General features: G+C 72.6%; 12 protein-coding genes. All 12 read left to right on the forward strand.

The genetic code is table 11. The features are described from left to right. Nucleotide 1: 1 nt before the first annotated feature. The 12 genes from ACFW9Z_RS00460 (at nt 2) to trpC (ending at nt 18,537) form a co-directional block, all read left to right on the forward strand. Nucleotides 2-7,924: an amino acid adenylation domain-containing protein gene (locus tag ACFW9Z_RS00460; RefSeq protein ID WP_384632044.1), complete on the forward strand. Its 7,923-nt coding sequence runs from the start codon at nt 2-4 to the stop codon at nt 7,922-7,924. Between the two features lie 80 nt (nt 7,925-8,004). Beyond that, entirely contained in the window at nt 8,005-8,214 is a 210-nt protein-coding gene (locus ACFW9Z_RS00465; protein ID WP_384632046.1) for an MbtH family protein, read from the forward strand. A 45-nt stretch (nt 8,215-8,259) separates the two neighbouring features. Further along, nucleotides 8,260-9,264 (forward strand): TauD/TfdA family dioxygenase, encoded by a 1,005-nt coding sequence (locus ACFW9Z_RS00470; RefSeq protein WP_384632049.1) that lies wholly within the window; start codon nt 8,260-8,262, stop codon nt 9,262-9,264. Then, nucleotides 9,261-9,650, forward strand: coding sequence for a nuclear transport factor 2 family protein (locus ACFW9Z_RS00475; RefSeq protein ID WP_384632051.1), 390 nt, complete (start codon nt 9,261-9,263; stop codon nt 9,648-9,650). The genes ACFW9Z_RS00470 and ACFW9Z_RS00475 overlap by 4 nt, the downstream gene beginning before the upstream one ends. A gap of 32 nt (nt 9,651-9,682) precedes the next feature. Beyond that, nucleotides 9,683-10,831, forward strand: a complete 1,149-nt coding sequence (locus ACFW9Z_RS00480) for a branched-chain amino acid aminotransferase (RefSeq protein WP_384632054.1) — start codon at nt 9,683-9,685, stop codon at nt 10,829-10,831. Beyond that, on the forward strand, nt 10,828-11,346 hold the full coding sequence (locus ACFW9Z_RS00485; protein WP_384632057.1) for a YbaK/EbsC family protein: 519 nt from the start codon (nt 10,828-10,830) through the stop codon (nt 11,344-11,346). Before ACFW9Z_RS00480 ends, ACFW9Z_RS00485 begins: the two co-directional genes overlap by 4 nt. Before the next feature lie 105 nt (nt 11,347-11,451). After that, the gene (locus ACFW9Z_RS00490) at nt 11,452-12,999 is read left to right on the forward strand and encodes a tryptophan halogenase family protein (protein ID WP_384632060.1); all 1,548 of its coding nucleotides are present in this window, start codon (nt 11,452-11,454) and stop codon (nt 12,997-12,999) included. A gap of 52 nt (nt 13,000-13,051) precedes the next feature. Next, entirely contained in the window at nt 13,052-14,320 is a 1,269-nt protein-coding gene (locus ACFW9Z_RS00495; protein WP_384632063.1) for a cation:proton antiporter, read from the forward strand. Nucleotides 14,321-14,325: 5 nt separating this feature from the next. Next, nucleotides 14,326-14,841, forward strand: a complete 516-nt coding sequence (locus tag ACFW9Z_RS00500; RefSeq protein ID WP_384632066.1) for a flavin reductase family protein — start codon at nt 14,326-14,328, stop codon at nt 14,839-14,841. 251 nt (nt 14,842-15,092) lie between these two features. Then, nucleotides 15,093-15,947, forward strand: coding sequence for a dimethylargininase (gene ddaH, locus ACFW9Z_RS00505; RefSeq protein ID WP_384632069.1), 855 nt, complete (start codon nt 15,093-15,095; stop codon nt 15,945-15,947). Between the two features lie 95 nt (nt 15,948-16,042). Continuing rightward, a complete protein-coding gene (locus tag ACFW9Z_RS00510; RefSeq protein ID WP_384632072.1) occupies nt 16,043-17,743 on the forward strand; it encodes a 2-isopropylmalate synthase in 1,701 nt (566 codons plus the stop codon). Then, nucleotides 17,740-18,537, forward strand: coding sequence for an indole-3-glycerol phosphate synthase TrpC (gene trpC / locus ACFW9Z_RS00515; protein WP_384632075.1), 798 nt, complete (start codon nt 17,740-17,742; stop codon nt 18,535-18,537). The genes ACFW9Z_RS00510 and trpC overlap by 4 nt, the downstream gene beginning before the upstream one ends. The last annotated feature ends 20 nt before the right edge of the window (nt 18,538-18,557 follow it).

An 18,557-nucleotide genomic window follows, 5' to 3' on the forward strand; every position in this document is an offset into this window, starting at 1 on the left:
CATGGATGCGGCGGCGTCGCGCGAGAGCTGGATACAGTCCCTGCCCGAACACGTACAGGCCAAGATGCGCCGACGGCTGACCGGCGGTTCCGGGGCGGCGCGGATCGTGGCCGTGGATCGCGAGCGCGATCTGCCGCTGTCGTTCGCCCAGCAACGGCTGTGGTTCCTCGACGAGTTCGAGCCGGGCAGCGCCGAGTACAACTCGTGCACCTCGCTGCGGGTGCGCGGTGATCTGGACGTACGGGCGCTGTCGGCGGCCCTGACCGCCCTGGTGGCGCGGCACGAGTCGTTGCGCACCACGTTCGACGCGGTGGACGGGGTCGGTGTCCAGCGGATCGGTGAGCCGTTCACGGTGCTGCTGCCGGTCGCCGAGGTGCCCCGGGCATCCGAGGCCGACCGGGAGCACATCACCCGGAGTCTGCTGCGGGCCGAGGTCGCCCGCCCCTTCGACCTGCGGACGGGCCCGCTGCTGCGCGCCCTGCTGATCAGGCTCGACGCCCGGGACCACATCCTCACCCTGACGATCCATCACATCGTCACGGACGGCTGGTCGATGGGGGTGATCGGGCGCGAGCTGAGCGCGCTCTACGGGGCCGCCGAGGAGGCCATCCGCGTCTCGGAGGCGTACGATCCCACCGCCCTGGCCGCCCGCGCCGGTCTGGCGGCGCCCGCGCTGCACTACGCGGACTTCGCCGTCTGGCAGCGCGAGCGCCTCGCGGGCGGTGAGCTGGAGCGCCAACTCGACTACTGGAAGGGGAAGCTGGCCGGTGTGGCGGCGCTGGAGCTGCCCACCGACCGGCCGCGCCCGGCGGTGCGCACCACTGCCGGCGCCCAGCATCTGTTCACCGTCCCGAGGGAGACCGCCGAGCGGCTCACCCAGGTGGCGCGGGAGCACGGCGCGACCCTGTTCATGGCGGTCACCGCCCTCAGCCAACTGGCGCTGTCGCGCTACTCGGGGCAGCGCGACGTGGCGGTCGGGACCTCGGTCTCCGGCCGGGAGAACGGTGAGACGGAGGGCATGGTCGGCTTCTTCGTCAACACCCTGGTGCTGCGCTCGGAGGTGGACGAGGAGCTGTCCTTCGGCGCGTTCCTGGACTCGGTCCGTGAAACGGTGCTGGAGGCCTTCACCCACGGTGAGGTCCCCTTCGAGCGGGTCGTCGACGCGGTCGTCACCGAACGCGATCTGAGCCGCCCCCCGCTGGTGCAGGCGATGGTCTCCCTGCAGAACACGCCGTCCGAACCGCTGCGGCTGTCCGGGCTGACCACCGAGGACTACATCTTCTCCCGCGAACAGTCCCTGTTCGACATCGACTTCGACTTCTGGGAGCGCGACGGGGGGCTCCTCGGCGCGGTGCAGTACAACCCCGACCTCTTCGACGCGCGGACGGTCGAGCAGCTCTGCGGCCATCTGCTGGCCCTGGCCGACCGGCTGACCACCGCCCAGGACCGGCCCATGGCCGAGGTGTCCATGCTCGGCGGGGAGGAGGAGCGGCGGCTGCTCCACGGCTGGGGAGGCCCGGTCCACGAGCTGCCGGGCACGCTGACGCTCGGGGCCGTCTTCGAGCGGCAGGCGGCCCGTACCCCCGGGGAGACCGCCCTGGTCTGCGGCACGTCGGTGCTCACCTTCCGGGAGCTGGACGAGCGGGCCAACCGGCTCGCCCACCACCTCGTGTCGCGGTCCGTCGGCCCGGAGGACCTGGTCGTCCTCGCGCTGCCCCGGACCGAGGACATGGTGATCGGCATCCTCGCCGTGCTCAAGGCGGGCGCCGCGTACGTTCCGGTCGACCCGGACCTGCCCCGCGACCGGGTCGCGTTCATGCTCCAGGACTCCGCCCCGGCCCTGGTGCTCGTCGCCGGGGCCGGTACCGCCGACCGCCTCGGCGTGCCCGGGAGTCTGCCCAGCCTCGACGTGACCGGCGAGGAGGCCCGTACCGCCCTCGCGCAGTGCCCCGCCACCGCCGTGACGGACGAGGACCGTACCGCCCCGCTGCGTCCGGCCAACCCGGCCCATCTGATCTACACCTCCGGGTCCACCGGCCGCCCCAAGGGCGTCCTGACCGACCACGCGGGGCTGCTCAACCTGTACCGCAACCACGAGGCCGAGTTCATCCGGCCCGAGGAGCGGGCAGCGGGCGGCCGCCGGTTCCGGGCCGCGCTGACCGCCGTGTTCTCCTTCGACACCTCGTGGGAGGGCCTGCTCTGGATGGTCGCCGGGCATGAGCTGCACGTCGTCGACGACGAGGTGCGGCGCGACCCCGAGGCGATCGTCGCGTACGTGGCCAAGGAGCGCATCGACCTCCTCGACCTCACCCCGACCTATGCCGAACAGGTCCTGGCGGCCGGTCTCCTCACCCAGCCCGGACACCGCCCCACCGTGCTCATGCTCGGCGGCGAGGCGGTCGGGGAGGCGCTGTGGCAGCAGGTGCGCGAGGCCCCGGGGACCACCGGCTACAACTTCTACGGCCCGACCGAGGCCACCGTGGACACCCTGTGGTGCAGGCTCTCCGAGAGCCCGCGCCCGGTCGTGGGGCGGCCCGTGCACAACACCGGCGTACGGGTCCTGGACACCCGGCTGCGGCCCGTCCCGGTCGGCGTGCCCGGTGAACTCCACCTGTCGGGACCGCAGTTGGCGCGCGGCTATCTGGGCCGGGCCGGACTGACCGCCGAACGGTTCGTCGCCGACCCGTACGGCGGGCCCGGCGGGCGTATGTACCGTACGGGCGACCTCGTCCGGTGGACCGCCGAGGGCATCGTGGAGTACCTGGGCCGCACCGACGACCAGGTCAAGGTGCGCGGCTTCCGCATCGAGCTGGGCGAGATCGAGGCCGCGCTCGCCGCCCACCCCGCCGTCGCGCAGGCCGTGGTCGTCGCGCGGGAGGGCCGCGCCGGCGGGAAGCAGCTGATCGGGTACGTGGTGCCCGTCCCCGGCACGGAGGCGCCGGAGACCACCGAACTGCGGGCGCTGCTCGCCCGTACCCTGCCCGACTACATGGTCCCGGCCGTCGTCGTGGCGCTCGACACCCTGCCGATGACCAGCAGCCGCAAGGTCGACCGCAAGGCCCTGCCCGCGCCCGACCCGGCGCTGTTCGCCTCGGCGGCGGCCCGGGTCGCGCCCCGCACCACCCTGGAGGAGACCCTCGCCGGGATCTGGACCCAGGTGCTGCGCCTGGACGGGGTCGGCGTGCACGACAACTTCTTCGAGCTCGGCGGCAACTCGATCCTGAGCATCCAGATCATCTCGCGCGTACGGAAGACGTTCGGCATCGAACTGTCGGCGCGGGCGATCTTCGACCGGCCCACCATCGCGGGGCTCGCCGAGCGGGTCACCGAGGGCAGGGCCTCCCGGTCCACCGGCCGCATCCTCCCGGCGGACCGGGACCGGGAGCTGCCGCTCTCCTTCGCCCAGTCGCGCATGTGGTTCCTCGACACGTTCGAGTCCGGCAACGCCGCCTACAACGCGGGCGGGGTGCTGCGCCTGTCGGGCCCGCTCGACATCTCGGCCCTCTCCACCGCGCTCTCCGCCCTCGTCCGGCGCCACGAGGTGCTGCGCACCGGCTTCACCACCGTCTCCGGCACCGCCGTGCAGGTGGTGGGCGAGCCCTACGAGGTGGCCGTGCCCGTCGTGGGCCTCACCGAGCGGGACCCGGCCGCCCGCGAGGCGGAGCTGCGCGCGGTCCTGGGCGCGGAGATCGCCGTACCGTTCGACCTCACCTCCGGGCCGCTGCTGCGCGCCCTGCTGGTCCGGGCCGCCGACGAGGAGCACGCCCTGGCCGTCACGATGCACCACATCGTGACCGACGGCTGGTCCATGGGCGTCGTGGCCCGCGAACTGGGGGCCCTGTACGGCGCGGCCCTGGAGAGCGGGTCCCGGAGCGCCCAGGAGGTCCTGGAGTTCTCGGCCCTGGCCCCGCTGCCCGTGCAGTACGCGGACTACGCGGTCTGGCAGCGCGAACACCTGTCGGGCGAACGGCTCGACTCCCAGCTGGAGTTCTGGAAGAGCACGCTGGACGGGGTGCCGGTGCTCGACCTGCCGACGGACAGGCCCCGCCCCCCGGTGCGCGGCTACTCCGGCTCCCTCCACGAGTTCCGCCTCTCGAAGCGGGCGACCGAGGCCCTCGCCGATGTCGCCCAGGAGCACGGCGCGTCCCTGTTCATGGCGGTCACCGCCCTGACGAATCTGGTGCTCTCCCGGTGGACCGGGCAGCGGGACATCGCCCTCGGCACCCTCAGCTCGGGACGTGACCGGAGCGAGGTCGAGGACCTGATCGGGTTCTTCGTCAACACGCTCGTGCTGCGCTCGCGGGTGGACGAGGAGCTGTCCTTCGGTGAGTTCCTGGACTCGGTCCGCGAAACGGTGCTGGACGCCTTCACCCACGGCGAGGTCCCCTTCGAGCGGGTCGTCGACGCGGTCGTCACCGAACGCGACCTGAGCCGCCCCCCGCTGGTCCAGGCCCTGATCGCCTTCCAGAACACCCCCGCCGAACCCCTGGTGCTGCACGGACTGGAACTGTCCGAGCAGCCGCTCGCCCGGGACTTCTCGCTCTTCGACATCACGTTCAACTTCCTGGAGGAAGGGGGCGGGCTGCGTGGTTCCGTCGAGTTCAGCACCGATCTCTTCGACGAACCCACCATCGCCCGTCTGACCAGCCATCTCGGCGTGGTGGCCGAGCAGTTGGCCGGCGGGGCCGACCGGCCGATGGCCGCGCTCGACCTGCTCACCCGGGAGGAGTCCGGGGCGCTCGCCGTGCTCCGTACGGGAGAGGTGCGCGAGGTGCCGGGTGCCTTCGCCGCCGAGCGGTTCGAGCGGCAGGCGGCCCGGACACCGAACGCCCCGGCGGTGGTCTCACCGGACGGGACGGTCGACTACGCACGGCTCAACGAGCGGGCCAACCGGCTCGCCCGGCATCTGATCTCGCTGGGCATCGGTCCCGAGGACGTCGTCGCCGTGCGGCTGCCCCGGTCGGCCGAGCTGCTGGCCACCCTGTACGCGGTGCTCAAGGCGGGTGCGGCGTACCTCCCGGTCGACCCCGGACTCTCCGCCGAACGCGTCTCCACCCTGCTGGCGGACGCCCGCCCGGCGCAGGTGGTCACCATGGGCGCCGACGATCTGCCCGCCCGGCTCCCGGACGGCTGCGGCCACCTCGTCCTCGACGACGCCGCACTCCGGCGGCGCCTGGCCGAACTGCCGGCCGGTGATCCCACCGACCGGGACCGCCGGGCGCCGCTGCGGCCCGCCAACGCGGCGTACATGATCTACACCTCGGGCTCCACCGGCCGCCCCAAGGGCGTCGTCGTCCCGCACCACGGGCTGAGCACCTATCTGAACTGGTGCGAGGGCTCCTACCCGGGCCTCCGGGGCGGGGCGGTGCTGCACTCGTCGGTCTCCTTCGACCTGACCGTCACCACCCTGTTCGCCCCGCTCGCCGTGGGCGGAACGGTGTACGCGGGCGGGCTGGACGAGCTCGATCCGGCGCTGTGGAGCGGCCCCGGGCTGCCCGCGCCGACCTTCGTCAAGGCCACCCCCAGCCATGTGGCGCTGCTGGAGTCGCTGCCGGACTCGGTCCTGGCCCAGGGCGATCTGGTCGTGGGCGGCGAGCAGTTGCTCGGCCGGTCGCTGGCGCACTGGCGGTCCCGGCACCCCGGCGCCACGGTCGTCAACGAGTACGGTCCCACGGAGGCGACGGTCGGCTGTGTCGTGTCGGCCCTGCGCCCCGGTGACCCGGACCCGTCCGGGGCCGTCCCGATCGGTACGCCGTCGTGGAACATGCGGGCCCACGTCCTGGACGCGCGGCTGCGCCCGGTGCCCGTCGGCGTACCCGGGGAGCTGTACCTCGCCGGGGACCAGCTGGCCCGCGGCTACCTGGGGCGGCCCGGCAGCACCGCCGAGCGCTTCGTCGCCGACCCGTACGGAGAGGGGCCGGGCGCCCGGATGTACCGCACCGGCGACCGGGTGCGGTGGACGGCGGCAGGGCAGCTGGAGTACCTGGGGCGCACCGACGACCAGGTGAAGATCCGGTCGCACCGTGTCGAACCGGGTGAGGTGGAGGCCGCGCTGGCCGCCGCCCCCGGTGTCGGCCAGGTCTGTGTGACGGTCGTGGACGGCCCCACAGGACCCCGGCTCGTCGGCTACGCGGCTCCCCGTCCGGACGGGCCCCCGCTGGTGGCGGCAGAGCTCACGGAGTCGGTGGCCGGGGTCCTGCCGGAGTACATGGTCCCCTCCGCCGTGGTCGTCCTGGACCGGCTGCCCCTGACGGGCAACGGCAAGGTGGACCGCTCGGCGCTCCCGGCCCCCGACGCCCCGGCGGGCGGCGGGGCGGCGGGCGGGGCACCGGCCACGGAGACGCAGCGGCGGATCGCCGCGGTCTTCGGCGAGCTGCTGGGCGTGGACGCGGTCGGCGTGGACGACAACTTCTTCGAGCTCGGCGGCGATTCCATCCTCAGCATCCAGCTCGTGGCGAGCCTGCGCCGGGCGGGGCTGCCGGTGACCTCCAAGAAGGTGTTCCGGGACGGGTCGGTACGGGGGCTCGCGGAGGCCGTCGACGCGGCGGCGGCCGAGGCCGAGGCGGCTTCGGAGGCCACCGCCGGGCCCGCCACGAGCGCGGCGGCGACAGGGGACGGCTCCGCGCCCGTGCCGCTCATGCCCGTACAGAGCTGGTTCCTGGACACGCACCGTACGGCCCCGGACCACTACAACATGTCCGTCCTGCTCGAACTGGCCCCCGGCACCGACCTCGACGCCCTCGCCCGGGCGGTCGCGGTGGTGGGCGAGCACCACGCGTCCCTGCGGCTGCGCTTCACCGACGGGCCCGACGGGCGGAGGCAGGCCGCGGTGGCGGGCGGCGACGCGCTCCCGCTCGGCCGCGAGGACATCTCCGCCGTCCCGGCCACCGAGGTGGACGCCGTGGTGGACCGCGCGGTGACCGGGGCACAGACGCGACTCGACCTGGCCGACGGGCCGGTGGGGCGCGCCGTCCTCTTCGACGGCGGCGGCGCCCACCCCTCGCTGCTGCTCCTGGCCGTGCACCATCTGGTGACCGACGCGGTCTCCCTGCGGGTGCTCCTGGAGGACCTGGACACCGTGTACGCGCAGATCGGCCGGGGCGCCGAGCCCCGCCCGGAGCCGGTGGGCACCCCGTTCACCGACTGGGTGGGCCGCCTCGCCGACCACACGCGCCGGGGCGGGTTCGACGCCGAACTGCCGTACTGGCAGGAGACGGTGGGCCGGACCTCCGCGCGCATCCCCTCGGACACGGACGGGACCAACTCCGTCGGTTCGGAGGCGGAGTACGGAGCGGAGCTCGACGAGGCGGAGACCGAGGCGCTCCTGCGCACGGCCCCCGGCACGCACCGGGTCCGCACCCAGGACCTCCTGCTGACCGCCCTCACCGCGAGCCTGACCCGGTGGACCGGGGGCGAGGGCGTCACGATCGACCTGGAGGCGCACGGCCGGGACGAACTCCTCGAAGGTGCCGACGTGTCGCGCACCGTCGGCTGGTTCACCACCATCCACCCGGTCCATCTGGCGCTCCCGGCGGACGGGACGCCCCGGCAGCGCGCGAAGGCCGTGGCCCGGCAGCTGCGCGCGGTGCCCTCGCACGGCATCGGCTACGGCGCGCTGCGGCACTTCGCGGGGGCGCCGTCGCTGGCGGGGGCCGCCGCCCCCGAAGTGATCTTCAACTACCTGGGCCGGTTCGACGGCAGTCCGGGCGGTGCGGAGGGGAAGGGCCCCTTCACCGCCGTCCGGCCCGCCGTCGCCCAGCAGAGCGAGGCCGGAGAGCGGACGCATCTGCTCGACGTCACGGGGGCGGTGAGCGACGGGCGCTTCCGGCTCTCGCTGCGCTACTCCCGTGACCTCCACCGCGAGGAGACCGTGGCCCGGCTGGCCGACGGCTTCCTGGCCGAGCTGCGCTCGCTGCTGGGCTGACCTCCCCGTACACCCGACCCCGTACACACCCGACCCCGTCCACCCGACCCCGTACATCCGTTCAAGGAAGAGGAACCGACATGTCCAACCCGTTCGAGAACGACGAGGCGTCCTACCTGGTCCTGGTCAACAAGGAGGGCCAGCACTCCCTGTGGCCCACCTTCGCCGACGTACCGGGCGGCTGGGACATCGCCTTCGGCCCCGAGCCGCGTCAGTCCTGCCTGGAGTACGTCGAGGGCCACTGGACCGACATGCGCCCCAAGAGCCTGATCGAGGCCATGGGCGCCTGACCGGCGCCCCCTCACCTCACGCGACTGCGAGAAAGGCATACGCACATGACCGAGTTGCTTCCCGAACGGATCGCCCCGCTCGGCGGGTTCACCGGCCGGGTCGACGGCACCGACCGCACCAAGGTGGTGGTGTACGAGGCGGAGGACGGCGCGGCCGGCACGGACATCGTCCGGTGGGCCACCGAGCACCGGCCCGCGCTCCTGCAGGCCCTGGACCACCACGGCGCCCTGCTCGTGCGGGGTGTGGTCGACAACGCGGCCCTGCTCAACGAGGTAGCCGGAAGGATCGGCGGCGAGCTCCTCGACTACACCGAGCGCTCCACCCCGCGCAAGCAGGTCGACGGCAACGTCTACACCTCGACCGAGTACCCGGCCAACCAGACCATCGTCCAGCACAACGAGAGCGCCTACTCGCGCAACTACCCGCGCTGGCTCTTCTTCGCGAGCGCGGTCGCGGCCCTGACGGGCGGCGAGACACCGCTCGCGGACAGCCGCTCCGTCCTCGACCGCCTCCCCGCCGACCTGGTGAGCCGCTTCCGGGACAAGGGCGTCCTGTACACGCGCTCCTACCGCGAGGGCATGGGCCTCACCTGGCAGGAGTCGTACCAGACCGAGGACCGCGCCGAGGTCGAGCGGTACTGCGACGCCAACGGCATCGCGTACACCTGGACCGACGACGACGGGCTGCGCACCCGGCACCACCGCCCGGCCCTGATCACCGACCCGGTCGGCGGCCGCGAGTCCTGGTTCAACCAGGCCCACCTGTTCCATGTCTCCAGCCTGCCGCCGGCCACCCGGGCGGCGCTGGCGGAGATGTTCGACGAGGAGGACATGCCGCGCAACGCCTACTACGGGGACGGCACACCGATCCCCGACGAGGAGATGAAGCTGGTCAACGACGCCTTCGAGGAGTGCCTGTACGCCTTCCCCTGGAAGCGCGGCGACCTGCTGGTCGTCAAGAACATCCTGGTCTCGCACGGCCGCAGCCCCTACACCGGGCCCCGGCAGACGCTCGTCGCCATGGCGGGCCGGGGAGGTGACGAGGCATGAGCCCCACTGTCTCCCCCGAGGTGCGGGTGACCGAGGCCGCCGCCGAGAGGGTGCGCGCGTACTACCGGCTCGTCGACGCCGACGACGTACCCGGTCTCATCGCGCTGTTCACCGAGGACGCCGTCTACCGGCGTCCCGGCTACCCGCCGATGCGGGGCCACGAGGGTCTGAGGGCCTTCTACACCGGTGAGCGGGTCATCGCGAGCGGCCGCCACACGGTGACGACGCTGGTCGCCGATCCCGGGCGCGTAGCGGTCAACGGCACCTTCGACGGCGTGCTCAAGGACGGCCGCGAGGTCTCCCTCCAGTTCGCCGACTTCTTCACGCTCGACGACGAGCAGCGCTTCAGCCGCCGGGACACCTTCTTCTTCGCCCCGCTGGTCTGATCCCCCGCCCCCACCCGCTTCAGGAGGAAGCCGTGGACACCAGATCCCTGCCGGGCACCGGCCCGGGACCCGTGATCATCGAGAAACCCGTCGAGAGTCCGCTCTCCGCCGAGGAGCGCGGCCGCCGCACGGCCTCGCCGGCGTTCGGCACGGCCATGACCGAGCACATGGTCTCCGCCGTCTGGAGCGAGGACCGCGGCTGGCACGATGCCGAACTGCTGCCGTACGCACCGTTGCTGCTGGACCCCGCCACGGTGGGGCTGCACTACGGGCAGTCGGTCTTCGAGGGGCTGAAGGCGTTCCGCTCGCCCGCCGGGGAGGTCTCGGTCTTCCGTGCGGAGGCCCACGCCCGGCGGTTCCGGTCCTCCGCCCGTCGGCTGATGATGCCGGAGATGCCGGAGGAGCTGTTCCTCGCCGCCGTGGACTCCCTGGTCGGTCATGACCAGGCGTGGATCCCGGACGACCCCGGCATGAGCCTGTATCTGCGCCCCCTGCTCTTCGCGAGCGAACGCACCCTGGCGCTGCGCCCGGCCCGCGCGTACCGCTTCGTCCTGCTGGCGTTCGTCACCGAGGGGTACTTCGGCCCGGATCAGCGCCCGGTACGGGTGTGGATCACCGACGAGTACACCCGGGCCGCGGCCGGCGGCACCGGAGCCGCCAAGTGCGCCGGCAACTACGCGGGCAGTCTGCTCGCCCAGGAGGAGGCCCGGGAGAGGGGGTGCGACCAGGTCGTCTGGCTCGACCCGGTGGAGCGGAAGTGGGTGGAGGAGATGGGGGGCATGAACCTCTTCTTCGTCCGCGGGTCGGGGGCGGACGCCCGGCTCGTCACCCCGCCGCTGACGGGCAGTCTGCTGGCCGGTGTCACCCGGGACGCCCTGCTGCGGCTCGCCCCGGAGCTCGGCATCCCCGCCGAGGAGGCTCCGGTGAGTGTGGCCGACTGGCGGGAGGGCTGCGCCTCGGGGGAGATCACCGAGGTGTTCGCCTGCGGTACGGCGGCCCGGGTCAGCCCGGTCAACGAGGTGGCCACCAGCACCGGTTCGTGGACGATCGGCGACGGCAGGACGGGGGAGGTCACGCTGCGGCTGTCGGAGGCGCTCACGAGCCTCCAGCGCGGTGAACTGCCCGATCCCCACGGGTGGATGCGGCCGGTCCCGCCGTCCGGGCGGGCGGGCGGGGCGTGAGCGCACCCGCGGTCGGCGCTCCGGGCGGGCAGGCCGGCACCGACACCACCGGCCTGCTGCTGCGGCTCCTGAGGACGGGCGGCGCCCGGTACGACCTGCTCGCCCACGCGCCCGAGGGGCAGACCGCGCGAGCCAGCGAACTGCGCGGGCACCCGCTCTCCGCCGCCGCCAAGTGCATGATCGTGACCGTGACCGGCGGTGAGCCCGCCGAACGCCACATCCTGGCCGTCGTCGCCGGTCATCAGCGGGTCGACCTGAGCCGGGTCGCCGAGGAGTGCGGGGGCCGCCGGGCGCGGCTGGCCCGCCTGGAGGTGGCGGAGACGCTGGCCGGTTCCGTGAGCGGCACGATCATCCCCTTCACCTTCAGCGACGAGCTGACCGTCCTGGCCGACCCCGCCCTGTTCGGCGAGCCCACCCTGTATTTCAACGCGGCCCGCCTCGACCTCTCGGTCGCCCTGGCATCGGACGACTACCGCTCCCTGGCCAATCCCAAGATCGTTCCGATCGCCCTGTAGTGCGTGTTTTCAACACTGCTTAAACGCCTGTCCCAAAACCTGCGGCCGGTGAAAGCTGAACCCTGCCGCAATGATTCCCCGAAAGAAATCCAGTGGAGGATTCTCATGCCCGCGAGCGTCGTCATTGTCGGAGGCGGTACATCGGGATGGATGACCGCCGCGTACTTGCGAGCCGCCCTCGGTGACAGCATTTCCGTCACCGTCGTCGAATCGAAGCGGATCAAGACGATCGGTGTCGGAGAGGCCACCTTCAGCACGGTCCGGCATTTCTTCGACTACCTCGGTCTGCCCGAGCACGAGTGGATGCCGCGGACCAATGCCACGTACAAACTCGGCATCAGGTTCGAGAACTGGCGCAAGAAGGGGCACTACTTCTACCACCCCTTCGAGCGGCTCCGGGTGGTCGACGGCTTCCCGCTCACCGACTGGTGGCTCGACTCGCCGCGCAGCGAGAACTTCGACCGGGACGTGTTCCTGATGTCGGCGATCTGCGACGCCGAGAAGTCCCCGCGCTACCTGGACGGCACGCTCTTCGAGCAGGACTTCGTCGAGCGGCCGACCCTGCAGCTGGAGCGCACCACCCTCAGCGAGCAGGCCACCCAGTTCCCGTACGCCTACCAGTTCGACGCCACGCTGCTGGCCGAGTACCTCTCGGAGTACGCGACGGACCGCGGGGTGAAGCACATCCAGGACGACGTGCTGGATGTCGCCCTCGACGACCGCGGCTGGATCAGCCACCTCAGGACCCGCGAGCACGGCGATGTCTCCGGTGAGCTGTTCATCGACTGCACGGGCTTCCGGGGCATGCTGCTGAACCAGGCGCTGGAGGAGCCGTTCATCTCCTACCAGGACACCCTCCCCAACGACAGCGCCGTCGCGCTCCGGGCGCCCGTCGACGTGGAGAAGCGCGGGCTGCGGCCGTGCACCACCGCCACCGCCCAGGACGCCGGCTGGATCTGGACCATTCCGCTCTTCGACCGGATCGGCACCGGATACGTCTACGCGAGCGACTATCTGTCGCCCGAGGAGGCCGAGCGCACGCTGCGGGAATTCATCGGACCCGAGTCCGAAGGCCTCGAAGCCAATCACATTCGTATGCGCGTGGGCCGCAGCCGTAACGCCTGGGTCAACAACTGCGTGGCCATCGGCCTTTCCGCCGGATTCGTCGAGCCGCTGGAATCCACCGGAATCTTCTTCATCCAGCAGGGCATCGAGCAGCTCGTCAAGCACTTCCCGAACGCGGACTGGGACCCGAAGCTCCGGAAGTCGTACAACACCGCTCTCGCCCACGCGATGGACGGCGTACGGGAATTCCTCGTCCTGCACTACTTCGGCTCCGGCCGCGCCGACAACGCGTACTGGCGCGACGCCAAGACCCGTCCGATCCCCGACGGGCTCGCCGAGCGGCTGGAGGCCTGGAAGTCCAAGCTGCCGACCACCGAGACGATCTACCCGCAGTACCACGGCTTCGAGCCCTACTCGTACCACTCGATGCTGCTCGGGCTCGGCGGTATCGACCTCCGGTCCGCCCCCGTGCTGTCGCTGATGGACGACACCCGGGCGGCCAAGGAGTTCCAGCTGCTCAAGGACCAGGCGGACAACATCGTGGAGCGGCTGCCCAGCCAGTACGAGTACCTCTCCCAGATGCGCTGACCGGGGCACCACACCCCCTCGTCCCCGCACTCGTCCCCACAGAAGGAGACTCGTGGACATCTACGCCGTCATCGTGCCGGTCCTGGTACTCGCGGCGGTCGTGCCGACCGCTCTGCTGGGCCGCTGGGTGGCGCGCGGGCTCGGGCAGCCGGCCGTGGTCGGAGAGATCGCGTTCAGCCTGCTGCTCGGAGTCGTCCTGGTCAGCCAGGCCGGCTGGGGCAGGCCCGGCTCGGAAGGACTGGGCCTGCTCAAGGACCTCGGCCACTTCGGTCTGGCGCTCTTCCTCGTCGGAGCCGCCCATGAGATCCGGGGCGGCGCCTCCCGGATCTCCGGCCGGGCGGTCGCCTGGCTGGCCGCCGGTTCGGCCCTGCTGCCGCTGGCGGCGGGCGGCCTGCTGGCCGTCTGGGTCCTGAACTACGGGGGCGCGGGGCTGCGCGGCGACGCCCCCGTACCGGCGCTCGTCCTGATGCTGGCCATCTCGCTCGCCGTGACCGCGGTCCCGGTGCTCGCCGGCATCCTGGAGGACCGGGGGATGGACCGTACGGAGACCGGACGGCTCGCCATGGCCGGTGCCGTCACCATCGACGCCGTCACCTGGATCATGCTGACGGTGGCCATCGGCCTCGCCACCGGCGACAACGGTTACGCCGGGGCCGCCGGGGTCCTCGCGGCCGGCGGTATCGCCGTCATCCTCCTGCGCCGGGTGGCCGCCGGCACCACCGTCCGCACCTGGGCCGGCAAACGCCCACTGCCGACCCTGCTGCTGGTGGCGCTGGCCGCCGGGGCCGCGGCCACGGCCACCGGCCGCCTCGGCCTCACCGAGGTGTTCGGCGCGGTGCTCGTCGGGCTCGCCCTGCCCGCCGACGGCGACGAGGGGCCGTTCACCCGGGCCGCGAAGAAGCTCGGGTCGATCGGCCGCCAGGTGCTCCCCCTCCTGTTCACGGTGACGGGCACGACCCTGGTCACCGGTCCCGACACGGAGTTCTCCTGGCAGGTGATGGTCCTGGGCATCGTCCTGGCCATCGCGTCCAAGCTCGTCGGCACCTACCTCGGAGCCCGGGCCGGGGCCCAGGACCACATCGGCTCCCTGCGGCTGGCCGCCCTGATGAACACCCGCGGCCTCACCGAGATCGTCGTCCTGCAGACCGGATACAGCGCCGGCATCCTCACCCCCGGCCTCTACCTCGCCCTCGTGATCATGGCGCTGGTCACCACGGGCCTCAGCGGTCCCCTGCTCTGGGCGATCGACCGATGGCCCGGCGCCGCTCCCCCGCACTCCCCCACCCGTGCCGATCCGACCCCTCAACCCGTGGAGCGCTGATCGTCGTGGAAGTCGCCAGTCCCTCCGTCCAGGCCGCCACCCCGGCCCTCTTCCGTTCGCTGATGTCCGGTTTCCCCAGCGGGGTCGCGATCGTCACCGCCTTCGGCTCCGACAACCGGCCCTGGGGAATGACCTGTTCGGCGCTGTGCAGTGTCGCCGTCGAACCGCCGACCCTGCTCGTCGGGATGCGGGCGGAGAGCCCCACCCTCGCCGCCGCCCTGCACACCGGCCGGTTCAGCGTGAACCTGCTGCACGCCGGTGCGCAGGGCACGGCGGAGCTGTTCGCCTCCGGCGCGCCGGACCGCTTCGACCTCGTCAACTGGACCACCCCCGCCGACGCCGCGGGCAGCCACCTCACGGACGCGGCGCGGTCCGTCGCCGACTGCCGCGTCACCCAGAACGTGCAGGTCGGCGGACACCGCATGGTCTTCGGCGAGGTCTACCAGATCTGCGAGCAGGCGGTGGCCGAACCGCCGCTGCTCTACGGGCTGCGCCGCTTCGGCACCTGGCCGACCGGCTGACGCCGCCCGGGGCCGCCCCGGAGCCCGGCTCTGTCCTTGCGGAGCCCGGTCCTGTCCCTTCTGGGCTCGGTCCTTTCGTTCCGGAGCCCGGCTCTGTCCCTTCCGGGCCCGGCCCTGTCCTTCCGGAGTCCGGCTCTGTCCCTTCCGGGCCCGGCCCTGTCCTTCCGGAGTCCGGCTCTGTCCCTTCCGGGCCCGGCCCTGTCCTTCTCCTGGGTCCGGCCCTGCCCTCGCCCCCTCACGACTGGAGTGTCATGAACGCTGTTGCGGCTTCCCCGGCCGACGGTGCGCGAAGCGAGCGCCGGCAGCGGCCCCGCCGCTATCTGATGTGCCGCCCCACCCACTTCGACGTCACCTACGCCATCAACCCGTGGATGGACCCCTCCAAGCCCGTCGACACGGACCTGGCGATCGCGCAGTGGGAGCGGCTGCGCGCCCTGTATCTGGAGCTCGGCCACCAGGTGGAGCTGATCGATCCCCTCCCGGGCCTGCCGGACATGGTCTACGCGGCCAACGGCGCCACGGTCGTGGACGGGAAGGTGCTCGGTGCCCGCTTCCGTAACGCCGAACGCGCGGCGGAGGGCCCCGCCTATCTGGACTGGTTCCGCACGGCGGGCTTCACCGAGCGGCACGATCCGCAGTACGTCAACGAGGGCGAGGGCGACTTCCTCGTCACCGGCTCCTGGGTCCTGGCCGGGCGCGGCTTCCGCAGCACCCCCGCGGGGCACGCCGAGGCACAGGAGTTCTTCGGCCGGCCCGTCATCGGCCTGGAGCTGACGGACCCGCGCTACTACCACCTGGACACGGCCCTCGCCGTGCTGGACACCGACGAGGTCATGTACAACCCGCAGGCGTTCACGCCCGGGAGCCTGGCCGTGCTGCGGCGGCTCTTCCCCGACGCCGTGCTCGCCGATCCCGCCGACGCCGCCGTGTTCGGGCTGAACGCCGTCAGCGACGGTCTGCACGTGGTCCTTCCGGAGGCCGCCACCGGCCTCGCCGACCAGCTCCGGGCCGCCGGTTTCCGGCCGGTCGGTGTGGACCTGTCCGAGCTCCTCAAGGGGGGCGGCAGCGTCAAGTGCTGCACCCTCGAACTGCGCCCGCGCCACTGACGCCAGGACGTCAGGGCCCACCCCACGCCGGGAGCGCCGGGCCGCCGTCCCCCAGCGGCGGCCCGGCGCCTCCATCGTTCCCATGGAGGCCTCCGATGGAAGACACCGTGCACACATCAAGACCCGAGGACGGCAGAGCCCCGTCCTGGGGCACCCAGCGGCCCAGCGGGATGCCGGTCGCCAAGTACCGCCCGTACGAACCCCTCGGCCTCGCCGACCGCACCTGGCCGGACCGGCGGGCCACCGGCGCGCCCCTCTGGGCCAGCGTCGACCTGCGGGACGGGAACCAGGCGCTCATCGAGCCGATGGACGTCCGGCGCAAACGGCGCATGTTCGACCTCCTCGTCGGCATGGGCTTCAAGGAGATCGAGGTCGGCTACCCCACGGCCTCCCGGGACGACTACGACTTCGTCCGCCACCTCATCGAGGACGACGCCATCCCCGACGACGTCGTGATCCAGGTGATGGCCCCCATCCGCGAGCACTTCATCGAGCGCACCGTGGAGTGCCTGCGCGGAGCGCGCCGGGCCGTCCTCCAGGTCTTCAACCCCACCTCCGAGGTGCAGCGCCGACTGGTGCTGCGCACCGACCGGCGGCAGACCCTCGAACTCGCCCTGGACGGCGCCCGACAGGCCCTCGGCCTCCAGGACTCGCTGCCCGGCACCGAGCTCTACCTCCAGTACGCCCCCGAGTCCTACACCCAGACGGAACCGGAGTACGCGCTGGACATCTGCAACACCGTCCTGGAGCACTGGGCGCCCCGAGCCGCGCACACCCTGCGGATCAACCTCCCGGCCACGGTCGAGGTGTTCCCGCCCGCGGAGTTCGCCGACCGCATCGAGTACATGAGCCGCAACCTGGCCCACCGGGACCGCGTGCTGCTCTCCGTCCACCCCCACAACGACCGGGGCAGCGGCGTGGCCGCGGCCGAACTGGCCGTGCTGGCCGGTGCGCAGCGCGTCGAGGGCACGCTCTTCGGCAACGGCGAGCGCACCGGCAACGTCTGCCTGGTCACGCTCGCCATGAACCTCTTCTCGCAGGGCATCGACCCCATGCTGGACCTCCGGGAGCTCGACGCCGTCCGGCGGGTCGTCGAGGACTGCAACCATCTGCCGGTGCCCGCCCGCCACCCCTGGGCCGGCGACTTCGTCTACACCTCCTTCGCCGGTACGCATCAGGACGCGATCGCCAAGGGGCTGCGGAACCGTCACCACGACGACGACGTATGGGACGTCCCCTACCTGCCGGTCGACCCGCGGGACATCGGCCGGGACTACCAGGCCCTGATCCGGATCAACACCCAGTCGGGCAAGGGCGGCATCAACCATCTGCTGCGCACCTCCTACGGTCTCGACCTGCCGCGCCGGCTCCAGATCGACTTCGCCGCGACCATGCAGCTGCTCTGCGAGAACCTGGGCGGCGAGGTGACCGCCGCCCAGCTGTGGCAGGCCTTCCAGGAGCGGTACGTGGACCCGGGCGCGGCCGGGCCCCCGGACGACGCCGCTCCGGCGGCACCGGCCGAGGGCCCGGAGGACGAGGACGCCTGGCAGGCGTACGCCGAGCTGCTGCCGGGCGGTCCCGGTGGGCAGGGCGAGATCCGTGCCCTGCACACCGCGACCGTCGGCGGCCCGGCCCGCGGATATGTGGTGTACGTCGAATTCGCGGTGCTCAACCGCCCGTTCTGGGGTGTGGGCCTGCACGCCGACCGGGCCGTGGCGCTGCGGCGGGCCAAGCGGGCCGCGGTGGCGCGGGCCGTCCAGCTGGCGGGGGCGGGCGTGCCGTCGATGCCGGTATGACGGGGCGGGTGCTCGACCAAATCAACGACGCGGTGCGGGCCTCGCTGGTGGAGCGGGTGCGCCGGGTGCCCGAGAGCGAGCTGCGCGCGCTGGCCCAGGACGCCGCTCCCGCTCTCGACGCGGCCGCCGCGCTGCGCCGGAGGCCCGGCGGGGTCCAGGTCATCGCCGAGGTGAAGCGGGCCAGTCCGTCCCGGGGCTCGCTCGCGGAGATCCCCGACCCGGCGGAGCTGGCGCTCGCCTACGAGCGGGCGGGGGCCGCCGCCGTCAGCGTACTGACCGAGGAGACGTACTTCTCCGGGTCGCTCGACGACCTCGTCGGGGTACGGGCGGCGGTGCGGCTGCCGGTCCTGCGCAAGGACTTCATCCTGACCCCGTACCAGCTGTGGGAGGCGCGCGCGTACGGTGCCGACCTGGCCCTGCTGATCGTGGCGTCGCTGTCCCGGGCCGAGCTGCGCGATCTGCTCGCCCAGGCCCGGGAGCTGGGTCTCACCGCCCTGGTGGAGGTGCACGACGAGGCCGAGACCGAGCGGGCGCTGGCGGCCGGGGCCACCATGATCGGTGTCAACGCCCGGGACCTGAAGACGCTTCGGGTGGAGCGGAACACCTTCGCGCGGCTGGCTCCGCTCATCCCGCCCGAGGTCGTGCGCGTCGCGGAGTCCGGTATCCGGGGGCCGGCGGACGTGGCCGCCGTCGCCGCGCACGGCGCCGACGCGGTCCTGGTCGGCGAGAGCCTGGTCACGGCCCCCGACGGGCCTGCCCCGATGCTCCACGCACTGCGCTCCGCGGTGCGCTGAGGGGCTGTCATGGCCATGGG

The organism is Streptomyces sp. NPDC059452, assembly GCF_042750035.1.
Taxonomy (GTDB): domain Bacteria; phylum Actinomycetota; class Actinomycetes; order Streptomycetales; family Streptomycetaceae; genus Streptomyces.